Origin of the sequence: Poriferisphaera corsica, from assembly GCF_007747445.1 — a bacterium.
Classification (GTDB): Bacteria; Planctomycetota; Phycisphaerae; order Phycisphaerales; family Phycisphaeraceae; genus Poriferisphaera; species Poriferisphaera corsica.
Genome location: NZ_CP036425.1, coordinates 4225201 through 4238659 on the forward strand (window position 1 = coordinate 4225201; position 13459 = coordinate 4238659).

At 47.9% G+C, this 13459-nt stretch carries 9 protein-coding genes; 7 read left to right on the forward strand and 2 right to left on the reverse strand.

Annotation, left to right across the window (positions count from 1 at the left end):
* Positions 1-269 precede the first annotated feature (269 nt).
* Both KS4_RS17140 and KS4_RS17145 read right to left on the reverse strand, forming a co-directional pair.
* On the reverse strand, positions 270-1475 hold the full coding sequence (locus tag KS4_RS17140) for an HD-GYP domain-containing protein (RefSeq protein ID WP_200761398.1): 1206 nt from the start codon (positions 1473-1475) through the stop codon (positions 270-272).
* 398 nt (positions 1476-1873) lie between these two features.
* Positions 1874-2407: a peptide chain release factor family protein gene (locus KS4_RS17145; RefSeq protein WP_145081148.1), complete on the reverse strand. Its 534-nt coding sequence runs from the start codon at positions 2405-2407 to the stop codon at positions 1874-1876.
* A gap of 305 nt (positions 2408-2712) precedes the next feature.
* Between KS4_RS17145 and KS4_RS17150 the strand changes: the two genes are divergently transcribed.
* The 7 genes from KS4_RS17150 (at position 2713) to KS4_RS17180 (ending at position 13304) form a co-directional block, all read left to right on the forward strand.
* On the forward strand, positions 2713-3576 hold the full coding sequence (locus tag KS4_RS17150; protein WP_200761399.1) for a CPBP family glutamic-type intramembrane protease: 864 nt from the start codon (positions 2713-2715) through the stop codon (positions 3574-3576).
* Positions 3577-3808: 232 nt separating this feature from the next.
* The gene (locus KS4_RS17155; protein ID WP_145081153.1) at positions 3809-6616 is read left to right on the forward strand and encodes a hypothetical protein; all 2808 of its coding nucleotides are present in this window, start codon (positions 3809-3811) and stop codon (positions 6614-6616) included.
* Positions 6617-6851: 235 nt separating this feature from the next.
* The gene (locus KS4_RS17160; RefSeq protein WP_145081156.1) at positions 6852-7085 is read left to right on the forward strand and encodes a hypothetical protein; all 234 of its coding nucleotides are present in this window, start codon (positions 6852-6854) and stop codon (positions 7083-7085) included.
* Positions 7086-7289: 204 nt separating this feature from the next.
* A complete protein-coding gene (locus tag KS4_RS17165; RefSeq protein ID WP_145081158.1) occupies positions 7290-8282 on the forward strand; it encodes a DnaJ C-terminal domain-containing protein in 993 nt (330 codons plus the stop codon).
* A 110-nt stretch (positions 8283-8392) separates the two neighbouring features.
* Positions 8393-11002, forward strand: coding sequence for an ATP-dependent chaperone ClpB (gene clpB / locus KS4_RS17170; protein WP_145081160.1), 2610 nt, complete (start codon positions 8393-8395; stop codon positions 11000-11002).
* 178 nt (positions 11003-11180) lie between these two features.
* On the forward strand, positions 11181-11936 hold the full coding sequence (locus KS4_RS17175; protein ID WP_145081163.1) for a hypothetical protein: 756 nt from the start codon (positions 11181-11183) through the stop codon (positions 11934-11936).
* A gap of 390 nt (positions 11937-12326) precedes the next feature.
* A complete protein-coding gene (locus KS4_RS17180; RefSeq protein WP_234698827.1) occupies positions 12327-13304 on the forward strand; it encodes a prepilin-type N-terminal cleavage/methylation domain-containing protein in 978 nt (325 codons plus the stop codon).
* Positions 13305-13459 lie beyond the last annotated feature (155 nt).

Genomic DNA, 13459 nt, shown 5'->3' on the forward strand with positions numbered 1-13459 from the left:
TATTGAACAACTACTATGCGAGGTAACTTACAGGATTTATTGAAAACAACAAAGCGCCTTCTGCTAAATATCTTCATTTAAATGATTTACATCAATTAAATGGTGAAAATATTTTATATGTGGCCATTTGGGGTGCATTTGTGATGGAAACAAAAAACCCGCGCTTAAAAAAGCGGCGGGCTTGTTAATCAATGAATGAAAACTGTCTAACTGTTCATTAGATTAATTCTGATTTTTATTACGCGCGTTTACGGCGGATAAGTGGTGGGTTACCAAGCACCGGCGAGGGCTTGAGGTTGAGCGAGTGAGGGGCGAGGGAAGTTGAGGTCGGCGGTGTCGTGGCCTTCCGCTTCTGAGATAAAGAGAGAGTTGGGTTGGCTGGCGAGATCGATTTGGGGACCAACTGGCGGGTCTTCGTCATTGGGGTCAATGGTTGCGGGGTTGGGGATGATCTGAATGATGGGCCGACAGGGAGTTTCGATGTTGTGATCGATGACGACGGCGTGACGATCGTCTGAGAGTTTGACGACTGAGCCGGGGGCATAAGGGGGGACAACGTCGAGAAGCGCGGCGAGGATTTGCGGATCGAAGCGTTCGGAGAATGGGGCTGAGGTGATGGTGCGGAGTGCGAAAACGGAGGGTTGTTGTGGGAGTCCTTGCGGGTTGCGGAGTCGATCGAATTGTTCGGCAACGGCGACAAGTCGCGCAAAGACGTGAATGTTTTTACCATCGAGGATGGGGATGTCTTTACCGGCGTAGCCTGAGCCGTCGAAACGTTGATGGTGATTGAGAACGACGGTCGCGGCGGAGGGGTCGATTTGGCCGCGAACCATGCGGAACCCGATGGCGGGGTGTTCTTGGAATGCGAGATCGGATTCGTCGTTTGTTTTTTGGTATTTGTCGAGTGTTTCCTGGGCGAGTTGAGTGAGGCCGATGTCGTGGAGCATGGCGCCGAGGCCGAGATTGGTGACGGTTTTGGCGCGGGCGGGATTGATGTGCTTACGTTCTTTGACGAGGTAGGTCTCGAGCCTGAGCGCGAGTAGGAGAGAGACGTAGGTTGTGGCGGAGGAGTGGCGGAGTAGGTCGTTAGGTGAATCGGTGAGGTCGCCGAGGAAGAGTGAGGAGGTGGGGTTTGAGATGATGGAGTCGACGAGTTCGGCAACGTTAACGAGATAGGTGTTGTAGTTCATCTTTGCAGCAGCCTGGGTTTGGAGCTGCTCGAAGGTGTCGGTGATTGCGGTGACAACTTCCTGTTGGGCTTGAAGTTTCGAGTTATCGATGAACTTATCGAGGAAGTCGAGGGCGGGGTAGCGTACCCAGAGAGATTTAACGCCTGAGTCAGAGAGCTTTCGAATAATCGATTCTGAGAGCTTAAAACCGGCTTTAAGCAGGGCTCTGGTGGGGACTTGTGGGTTTTGAACGGGCAGCGCGAGGGCCATACCTTCGCGAGCCTCGTGTAAATCAATACGGAGCATAGAGATTCTCCAACCTCTTAAGAGCGCCTTGGGATGATTGAAATCTCGAGAATCTGCTGCGGATGCGGCATGAATCGAGCAACCAATCGTCCTGCTGACGGCTCTGCTATTAAACGGGTACTCACTGCACAGGCTACGCAAAACGAAAGTAGGTGTGCATCCCATTCCCTATCTAAAAGTTCGGAAGTTATGCGGTCCTACTTAAAGACGAAGCGATATGTAGGCAGGTTGTGGGGGGAACATATCAGGACAAAAAGGCGCAGATGATATAGTCGTTACAGATGGGTGAACGAGCGTACCGATTTATGAGAATACTGTTAGGTAAGTGTTGTATGAACGTGTAGTTACGGATGTGATAATTATATCTTGTTTTCGATATGCTGGGTGTGGACGTGTTGCTAGCGAAGCGGGTGTTGGCCGGCTTGCTGCCTGCGGCGATTGATCGATTCAAAAGCGCGGGGGGCATCCTTGATGAACTTGATGAGTTGAGAGGTGGAGAGATTCAGAATGGTTGCGGCGGCGGCGGGGTTAAAATCGGCAGCGTGGAGGATATCAAGCGATTCTGCCAAGAGGGCTGGAAAGTCGGCGTGCTTCGGGTTACAAGCGATACGCTTAGATTTGCAACGTGATTGCCAAAGAGTGGAGGGGGTGTAATCCGCCAAATGATCGACGCTCACTGCAGTACGATGATCGATTGCGAGATTGATTCTGAGGCGAAAGAGGGCCATTTTCTGATTTTCGGCCTGCGAACGGCGCTCAGACGCTTGGGCGTTGATATGGGAAGGTTTATGGGTGATGCGGATGGCGGTTTCGACTTTATTGCGGTGCTGCCCGCCTGGGCCGGAGGCGCGGGTGCGTTCGATGGTGCAAGATTTGAGTAGTTCCTCGGAAGGAAGGGTTGCGGGGTGAGGAGATGGAGTTGATGTGGTCATGAGAGCATGATAGCAAAAACGGATCTGTAATCGCATTCTATGGGTTTGTTTTAACAGGATGAAAAATAGTTCGTTAGGATTAGAAAAGTGAACTTGTGGGATGGATATGGGGTAATTATGTTGATTGAGGAAAGTTGATGTGGGTGTGGGACGACATATGGTTTGGTGAGGTCTTTTTGAGAGGGGAATGGTGGTGAGGGTGTGAGGTTGAACAGTTCTATATATAGATGATGTGGGGGATTGGAAGCTGGTGCATATTGAGCGAGCAGGATGAGAACAAAGATGTAAAACCCGAGGGGCATCTAATGAAACTAGATGCGATCATGACGGGGAGTGATTGGGCACCGCGGCTGATCCCGTTTGTGTTTTACGTTGCGATGCTAATGGTGATTGATGCGGGTGTGAGTTATGGGGGACTGTGGCTGTACCCATTTTTGTATGTGCTGCAATGCGGGCTGGTGGTTTGGTTGTTGTGGCGATATCGGAAACAGATTCCAGAGATGAATTGGAAGTTTCACTGGTTAGCGGTGCCAACAGGTTTGGGGCTGACGTGGGCATGGGTGGAACTGGGGGATTACATGACGGGATTGGGCTCGTGGTTTGATTTTACGAAATTACAGGTTGAGCATCCGTTTGCGAAAATGAAGATGCAGATGGATGAGGGTGGAAGAGATTGGTTGGTGGGGCTGTATTACAGTTCGATTGTGCTGAGATTAGTGGGGATGTCGGTGGTTGTGCCAATGTTTGAGGAATTGTTTACACGGTCGTTGTGTTTGAGGGCGTTGCATAGCCCAAAGAGCACGTGGTTGGGGTTAAAGCAGTTGGCGCATGACATGCCGATGATTGGCGATCGGTATATGTTGACGGAGAGTGGGAAGCAGGCGGCGTTGCAGCCGCCGGCGTTTACGGAGGAGTTTAAGCGGACGGCGCTGGGGGATGTGAGCGCTTTTGCGATTTTGGCAACGACGGTGGTGTTTATGTTGTCGCATGTGATGCGTGATTGGCCGGGGTGTATTGCGTGTGGTGTGGTTTGGTGTTTATTGATTGCGATGACGAACAGGAAGGGGAAGAAGCAGTATGGGCTAGGGCCGGTGATCTGGTCACATGGGATCACGAATGCGGCACTTTGGTGGTATGTGATTGAAACGGGGCGATGGGAATATCTTTAAGTGGGCTAGGCTGGTATTGAATGAGCATTCAGGAACGCTGCACGTAAGTGCGGCGTTTTTTTATTCGTGGTGGAGAAACACAAAATAGAGGAAAGCGATGAACAATATTCAAGAGATGGGGGTTAAATAGCGTTAAACTGGGCAATTAACAGCAAAATAAGGGTTTTTTTCGGACATTGTAGGGGTTGATGGGGTTTCGGGGAGAAGCGATTGAGCTTACAATTTATGTGTCATGGAGGACAACCGCACACAAGAAGCTTTGGATGAGCTGGCTGATCTGTTTTTAACGGGCATATCTAAGCCTGCTACTGAGTCGACTGATGAAGGTCGTTCGGTGGAAGATCATTATTCAGTTGTTGATCAGGAAAAGCATGGGACTGGCGATGAGTTGTCATCGACTGGTTCTGTTGTGCGCGATGAGCTGAAGGAAGCTGAGAAAACGATGTCGGTTGAAGAGCAAATAGAAGAGCAGGTTGAGGTTGAGACTACGAGTGGCGATAGCGGTGTGCCGCAGCCACGCTATGGTGCAGGCAAAAGTGGGATGGTGAAATTACGTGCGAAACCGGCGGTGAAGCGTGGGGAATCGATGGTACAGATGGGTGTGAGTGCGCCGCGGCCACGAACTGATGCTGTGGGGGGTGATGAGCAGGTGGAAACGGAACGGCAAGAGGGGCATGAAGGTGTGAACCGGATGTCTCAATTGGTAGCTGGAGTTGCGCCAGTGAGCGGGAATGAGCGTCGTGAGGTTGTGTTGGGGCGTATTGGTGGTGAGGAAACGCTGGAAGACGCGATTGAGGAAGCGTTGGATAAAAATATGGGTGAGGGTGAGGATGTTTATGATGAGGAGGGGGTGGTTGAGCAGGCCAATATAGCGGTCGAGGAAAAAGGTGGTGAGGATGAAGGGGTGATGAGTTTTGAGCTGGCGGGCGATGATAGCGGGCTGATGGATCTGAATGATGCATCGGTGGTTGAAGAGGATTTGGCGCACAAGCAAGCCCAGCTAGATGAGCTGCATGAGGAATTGCTGCGTGCGGATGAACAGGCGGGATTATTAGAGGGGGTTATTAAGGGAGGGGAAACCGTGATGGCAAATGATGAAGTCGCACTGGATCAGGACGTGGTGGAAGAGGTTGTTGATGACGTGGAACTGGTTGTGGTAGATGAGGGAGTCATTGAGGTGGTGAGTGGTGAAGTTGGGGATGAGGTTGTGCTGGCAGAGCGGGTTGATGCGACCTGGGAGGACGAGGGGGAGATTGCAGAGAGTCAAGAAGTTGAGAGGGGAAGTGCTGTTGAAGGCGGAGCTTATGTTGAGGCGGTCTATTTGGGGAACTTGCCGGGTGTGAGCGGGCCATGGCTGACACAGTATGCACAACTGGTGGCACAGGAAGAGGGTGCGGTGGTGGTGCTGCATGTGGATAGTGGTCAGATTGATGTGGAATTGGTTGAGCCGATTGATGTAAGAAGGCGGGGAATCGTGGCGAGAGAGCCGCGTCGGGTAAGGGCGATTGAGACTGAGGGTATGGATTTGGTGGGTGTGTTGGATGAATTGGTAAGCATGGGGCAGCCGGTACGGACGGTGCTGGTGCATTTGGATGAGGGTGTGGATGAAAAGGCTTTTGAACGGGGTGCGATGATTGATGATGTGACGGTGTGCTGTGGTGCGGATGATATGGCGGTGATGAGTGTGATCCAGAAATTGCGAAAGCTGGGTGATGCAGATCGTCTGAAGGTGAAGGATAAGCAGGTGGGGTTGATGATTATGGGCGGGGATGAGGAGCATAGCCGCAGTGCGGCAGCGAAGATCAGTGCGCAGATGGCGGGTGAGATGGGGTTTGATGTGCAGCTGGCGGGGTGGCAAAAACAGATGATTCCTGTGAGTGTAAGCCAATTGGGATCGTATTTGGATACGGAAGGGCAGTGGGAAAACTTGAGAGAGTTCTTGATGGGGTTGGGTTTGCCAGCGGCGATGGAGCGCGAAGTGGAGACAATCGAAGTTTCGAAAGAGCAACCATATGACGGTCATTATGCTGAGGCTGGGCCGATTGAGCAGTTGGTGATGGATGAAGTGAATGGCGGGGTGGAAGAATTAGTTGAAGAGAAGGTGGTGGAGGAAGTTTCAACGGTACCGATTGTTGCACAGAAGCAGGAACTGGAAGATGAACGGGAAGATGGGGAACTGAGTAATGCTGAGGCTGCGGCAATGTTTGCGGCTGAGGTAAAGGCAGAACTTGCAGGATTCGATACTGAGGATGAAGCAGGAGATGTGGCGGTCGTTGAGATTGATGGTGGTGAACCGATTTCAGATCCTGTTTCAGAAATTGATGAACAGGGTTTAGAGGTGGGACAAAATACGGTTTCAGCAGATCTGGACATTGAGCAATTTGTTGATGATGGGGACGAATTACCCGGGCGGGATATTGCGGAAGATGTTCCGGCGCCACGATTTGAACGGGAAACTGAAACCGTGTTCAACCATGTCCGCGATGAAGTGATTGAACAACCTCGTGAGCAGCGTGTACGCGAATCTTCAGCGATGAAAATTGATCAGGTAGCTGAAGTTATGTTAGATGATAAGGGCGATGCTGATTCGTTTACATTGACTGAGTTGGTGATGGGTACGGATGGTATTTTGGCTGGGGGAACGGCGCTCGAGGCATATTGCCCGAAGAAGCCAGAGGTTGAATTGGCGGTGGATGAGTATGGTGGTATGCACCTACTTGGGATGCACGACTCGACGAAGGGGGTTCAGGTTTCACGAAAAGAGCAGCAACGTGCAATAGATGAAGCGGAATTGCAGCAAGTTGTGATGGATTTATTGGCGGTAAAGCAGTGGGCAGATGAACATCAGGATCTACTGTCCATGACACAGCGGCAATTGCGTTTTTCGTGGGATGAACCGATGCAATTACACCTGTTTACGGATCGGGCTGATTTAGCGACAAAGCTGATCGCAAGGTTTGATGGGGATTTGAAGGTGCATCTACTGAAACTGATTGAGGTTGGTGAAGATTCAACGGTATTCTGTACGCCGCTGAATTGATTTGCGGGGAATATGATAAGAATAAAATGAAAGGCCGCTTTTATAGGCGGCTTTTTTTATGGGCGGATCAAATGAAAAGTTGTGCTATAAATTCAATCATCTAAGCGGGTTAGAGTCGATGTGCTAAATGGAGCGGTGGATGATTGGGAGTATGGGAAGGAAAAGGTGAAGGGGAGTGGGTGAAATGGTGTGAATCAGTAATGTTTCCGGTGGTCTTGCTCAGTGGTTGTGCGACATGTTGGCTGGGCTGCAGTTGTGGTTGGGTTGTGCGATGCGTGATGTGTTGGAATTATTGTTATTGGGCGGGTTTATGATTGTAATGCTGGGCGCGGTGCATGCGCATCAACGCCGAGCAAAGGAAGCGAAAGCGGGAGTGGTGAGATGCCCGCGATGTGGGGAACTGATGGGTAAGCTGTTGGCGAGAAAACGGAAACGCTGCCGCGAATGTGGTGGAGCAATGAGGGGATAAGAAAATGCCAATTTGGCAGGTTTTTTCGTATCGGTTGCCTGCAAATGATTGTGTTACGGGGAACTAAGGCTGTTATGGCTTGTTCTGAGTGGTTTTAGTGGTTTTGAGAGCGTGATTTTCTGGCGCGCTGTTTGCTAATCTTCTGTTGCTGACTGTCTGTGCTGCGAGGTTGCTGCGCGAGTAGTGAGTGAATGAGGTACATGCATGAGCGTGAAATACAAAGACTACTATGAGACTCTGGGTGTTAGTCGCGATTCGAGCGCTGATGAAATTAAGCGCGCGTTTCGAAAGCTCGCTCAGAAGTTTCATCCGGATATGAATAAAGAGGCTGGGGCGGAGGATCGATTTAAGGAAATAAACGAGGCATACGAAGTGCTGGGCGATGCTGATAAGCGTCGGCGATACGATGCGCTTGGTGCGAATTGGAAAGCAGGTCAGGATTTTCGGGCTCCGCCTGGGTTTGAAGGACATGAGAATGTTCACTTTGGCGGTGACATGGGAGGTGGTTTTAGTTCAGGTGGTATCAACGATTTCTTCGAATCGCTCTTTGGATCACGCGGCAGACAAAGCAGTGGTGCAAGTGGATTTGAAGAGATGTTCCGTGGCGCGTCTGGTCATAGTGGATTTGGAGGGATGGGCGGTGGTGCGCGGACGATGCGCGGACAGGATGTTGAGAGTGAATTGGCGGTAACTCTTGAAGAAGTGTTTCATGGCGGGAGTCGGCGTGTGAGTTTACAGATGCCGAACGGTGGAACGAAAACAATAGAGGTGAAAATCCCGAAGGGGATTACCGATGGCAAAACCATCCGCTTGAAGGGGCAAGGGGGGCCATCGCCGAGCGGCGGTGAATCGGGCGATTTGCTCTTGAAGCTGCGGATCATGCCACATCGTGAGTATGGGGTTGACAATCATCAATTAACCAAAGAGCTAAGACTTCGGCCTGATGAAGCTGCTCTAGGTGGAAGGTTTGATGTCAAGGTGATGGAAGGGGATGTGACTGTGCGCGTACATGAAGGTGCACAAAATGGTCAGAAAATGCGGCTCAAAGGTAAAGGGTTACCTACAGGCAAGGGAGACGCGCGTGGTGATTTGATACTAACAATTCAGGTGGTGATACCGCGAGAGTTAGATGAATCGCAGAAAGAAGCATTTAAATCTTTAGGCGAAGCATTACAAGATTTTAATCCGCGTGAGTAAGAATTAGTGAATTCGTTTTATCGTTCGATCTGTACATTTATTTGTAACGTTTCTTATAATCAATGTATTTATATATTCCAGGATGGCAGCGTAGAGAAAGGGCAGCGTCAATGGATATTAATAAGCTGACACAGAAGAGTCAGGAAGCGATACAGGCAGCACAAACAGAAGCGACACGGCATGGCCATGTTGAGACGGACGTCATTCATTTATTGGCAGCGCTTGTGAAACAAGAAGGTGGCTTGATACCAAGATTGTTTGAACGTCTTGGTGTTGATCAACGCCGACTAATTGATGATATTGAAGGGGCTATCAATCGCAAGCCTAAGGTTAGTGGGCCCGGAATTGAACCTGGCAAGGTTGCTGTTTCTCAACGGTTAACTCAATTATTTGATAAAGCAGAGCAGGAAGCGAATCGACTAAAAGATGAGTATGTTTCGACTGAGCATTTATTGCTGGCTGTTCTTGATGAAAAAAACAGTGAGGAAGCGGGCTTACTTGCTAAACATAATGTAAATCGGGATGTGTTTTTAGCAGCGTTAACACAAGTACGAGGCAATCAGCGTGTTACTAGCGCAACACCTGAAGGCACATATGAAGCACTTGATCGGTATGGGCGTGATTTGGTTGCGGCAGCCAAGGAAGGGAAAATGGATCCCGTCATTGGTCGAGATGATGAGATACGTCGCACGATTCGAATTTTGTCACGAAAGACGAAAAACAATCCTGTATTAATTGGTGAACCGGGAGTAGGAAAGACGGCAATTGTTGAGGGTTTGGCGCAGCGGATTGTTCGCGGCGATGTACCTGAAGGTTTGAAGAATAAAACAATCTTTTCGCTAGATCTTGGTGCGCTTGTCGCTGGTGCGAAATATCGCGGCGAATTTGAGGAACGATTGAAAGCTGTCCTTAATGAGATCAAAGAAGCGGCGGGACAGATACTACTGTTTATTGATGAACTACATACGATTGTGGGCGCGGGAAAAACAGAAGGCGCAATGGATGCGGGGAATTTATTGAAACCAATGCTTGCTCGGGGAGAATTGCATTGTATTGGGGCGACAACACTAAACGAGTATCGCCAATATATTGAAAAGGATGCGGCGTTGGAGCGAAGATTCCAACCGGTGGTGGTTGATCCACCTACTGTTGAAGACACTGTGTCGATTCTGCGAGGTCTACGCGAAAGATTTGAAGTACATCATGGGGTTCGAATTCAGGACAATGCGCTGGTTAGTGCCGCGACATTGAGTAACCGTTACATCACAGATCGATTCTTGCCGGATAAGGCGATAGATTTGGTTGATGAGGCATGTGCGATGATTCGGACTGAAATAGATTCCATGCCTGCAGAACTAGACGCGATTACTCGACGTGTGATGCAGCTTGAAATCGAAGAAGCTGCCCTTAAAAAGGAAAAAGACTCAGCTTCTAAGTCTCGGTTAGATAATCTGCGTAAAGAGCTTGCTGATGCTAAACATCAGGCGGAGACCTTACGTGCGCAATGGGAAGCCGAGAAGGGCAGTGCAGATCGACTAAAAGATTTGCGAGAACAAATCGATACGATCAAGATCCAGATACAGCAGGCTGAGCAGGCCTATGATTTAGATAAAGCTGCGGAGCTGAAATATGGCCAACTACCGGAGCTTGAAAGGGCGTTAGCCGAACTGGAAAAACATGAGGATAATGAAACGGTAGATCAAGACGTTCTTGTTCGGGAAGAGGTTACTGAAGAAGAAATTGCTGAGATTGTCAGTAACTGGACCGGTGTTCCAGTATCAAGACTTGTTGAAACCGAGCGACAAAAATTGTTGCATTTAGACAAAGAATTACACAAGCGAGTGGTTGGTCAGGGCGAAGCAGTACAGCTTGTGGCTGATGCTGTGATTCGAGCGAGATCGGGTATAAAAGATCCTAAGCGACCAATAGGTTCGTTTATATTTCTTGGACCAACAGGTGTTGGCAAGACGGAATTAGCAAGAGCATTAGCAGAGTCACTTTTTGACAGTGAGGACAACATTGTTCGCATTGATATGAGTGAGTATATGGAGAAATTTGCGGTTTCTCGTCTGATTGGTGCGCCTCCGGGATATGTTGGTTATGAAGAAGGCGGCCAATTAACAGAGGCTGTTAGACGAAAACCTTATAGCGTGGTTTTGTTTGATGAAATCGAAAAAGCGCACCCGGATGTGTTTAATGTGCTTTTACAGATACTTGATGATGGTCGCGTTACGGACTCACAAGGACGAACTGTTAATTTTAAGAATTGTGTCATTATCATGACAAGTAATATTGGGGCGAACTATTTGCTGGACGATGCTGGAAGTGGTAGCGGCGAAATTAGTGATCATGCTAAAAACAGTGTTATGGCAGAAATGAGATCGCATTTCAGACCTGAATTTCTAAATCGTGTTGACGATATCGTAATGTTCAAGCCATTGACGCTTACAGAGATTAGTAACATCGTTGATCTTTTAATCCGCGATATACGAGAGCGATTAATGGAAAGACATATTACGTTAACACTAACAGATGACGCGAAAAAATATGTTGCGGAGATGGGCTTTGATCCTGTTTATGGTGCTAGGCCACTCAAACGTTATTTGCAGCACGAAGTTGAAACGAGACTTGGCCGCGCATTGATTGCTGGTGATGCTTCTGATGGGAATGAGATAATTATTGATGCTAATTCTGATGAGCTAGTTATCGATATCAAGTAAATACTGTATCTATATAATCTATATACTGAGGGGAGCATAAGATCGCTCCCTTTTTGGTTAGTCTATTTGATCTAGCTGTAAAATTTAGAAATTGCTTCATCGCAGATTACATATCGCCGATAACTTGGGTGTCTAATTAATTTGACTAGCTGTATATTTGGTGATGGGAGAAGCAATAATGAAAATATTTTTTATATCTGCCGCGATCAGTATGATGGGTACAGGTATAGTAATAGGTGCTGAATACTCGAACGATTTTTCGGGTATATCGACAACTTCATATACATCAAATCCTGATTTGAATAGTTTCTCAAACCGCTTTGATTCATGGGGTGTATATGGTTCGGGTGAAGGGTCTTCAAGGCTCACCGATGAAACGGCTACAGGTGGCAGCGAGGGTGTTGTTGATGCAGCTGTTGAAGGTCAGTTTTTTGGCTTGGTTGATACATACAATCCAGAACACAAGGCTGATGTGAGTATCACTTTTGAAATTAATTTGGATCGTGCGGAGTATTATCAGGTCTCGATTGATATGGGTGCGTACGGGCTTTTTGAAGATACTGACTCTGATCACATCTTGTGGACATATCGGTTTGGTAATGGCGAAGAGAAAGTGATTTTTAATCTAAAGCCATCTACCGAACATACGGTTCAATATCAATTTGCTTCTGGAAGTGTTGTTGAGTCTGACAGGCCATTAGTTTTCAAGCAAGCTGATGTGTACCACAATACAAGTCTCAGCAATGGACTATCTACATACCGTTCTAACTTTGATGGTGAAGAAGGTACGCTATATATCACCATGAAGGGAAGAATTGATGGTTCAAAAGAAGCGTATGTTTTTGACAATCTTAAGGTCGCAAGTTTTATCCCTGAGCCTGGCAGTTTTCTGCTGATACTAGTGGGCCTACTTGGTGTATCAAAAAGAGACTAATCGATATTTGCGAAATAATTCATTTTCTTAAATGTATTGATATATATTTTTGATCCTTAAAATTAACTAAATTTAAGCATTGATGGGATGGAAGCGTTTTACTTATTTTGTTAACATGCGTTCATTCAGTCGAAACAATGTTCGGGATAGGCAGTAAGTAAGCCTATCTTTTTTATTGAACAATTGTCGCGTTATTTACAAATGCAAGTCGACTGACTCATATCTCCGGCACATGGGCTTGAAAAGCTGATTGAGATGTTGGAATTTAGCTTATAAGCATAATCAACCATTCAGCGTTTTGATAATGGATATTAAACCCGTCGACTCTTGGGAAGACGATGTGTGTACGTTTGCATACAAGTTGTACGGGCAAACTGGTGAGACGTAATGATGAAAGATTTAAGAAAAGCAAGAGAAAGATTTGGTTTTACGCTGATCGAATTGCTTGTTGTCATTTCGATTATTGCATTGCTTATCGGCATCTTGCTTCCGGCATTGGGAGCAGCACGCCAAACAGCACAGAAGGCGGTTTGTCTTGCAAACCTGCGCAGCTCTGGTCAAGGCTTGGCGATTTATGGCTCGAGCAATCGTGACTGGACGCCGGGCCCTAACACAAGTGGATTCCACTTGAATGACGGCAGTTTCGATGATGGCGAAGATAATGGCTCTACTGCCCCCATTCAGAACTTTGACTGGATTTCTCCCACGATGGGTGAATCAATTGGTTTGTCCGATGATGCGGCGACCCGCATGGAAGACATCTTTACTAACAGCTTCCGCTGCCCAGCCAACGATTCGACATACGACTCGCAGTATGGTTCGGGGATCACGCCACCAAACGGAGTGACAGACCTGCTTATCAACAGCTACTCAGCGATTAACCAATTCATGTTAATCAAGAGCAATGCTGGGGATAACAAAGTTTACACTGCTTGGTGGGTGGAAGATGTCGTCGAGATCCCGGATAACTTTGACAGTCGTCAAGATTTGGTTGGTAATGCGTCCTCAAAGGTTTGGACGCTTGATGGCGCTCGGTATCTTGATAACAACAAAGGCACTGTGACATTCAACGCTCACCCACGTCAATATAGTGGCGGCAACTACGGCACCTGGGGTCCCGCTTTAGGGAATGTTGTAAGAACAGGTAATCCTTACAAACTCACAACGGAGCAGGATAAACAGAACGCGGAGCGTTTATCTTACCGTCACAACGGCAGTCTTAATGCCAGCTTCTTTGATGGTCATGCGGAATCTATGGATCAAACGGAAGCTCAACGTGTTGAGCACTACTTCCCAAGCGGCTCAGTCGTACGCGATGCTGCTGCACTTAATGACGACTCTGTTGAAAACGGAATGCGTATCAACTAAACCTGTTTAGTTAGCAGGGTCGGTATATGTTAGGTGAAACAATACTGATTTAAAACGGAATAATCTCTCACCAGGCTCGAACGTCATGTTCGGGCTTTTTTTTGGTCATCATTTCGTGTAAAATTGTCAGGTACGGCGCATTTTATTATTCATGC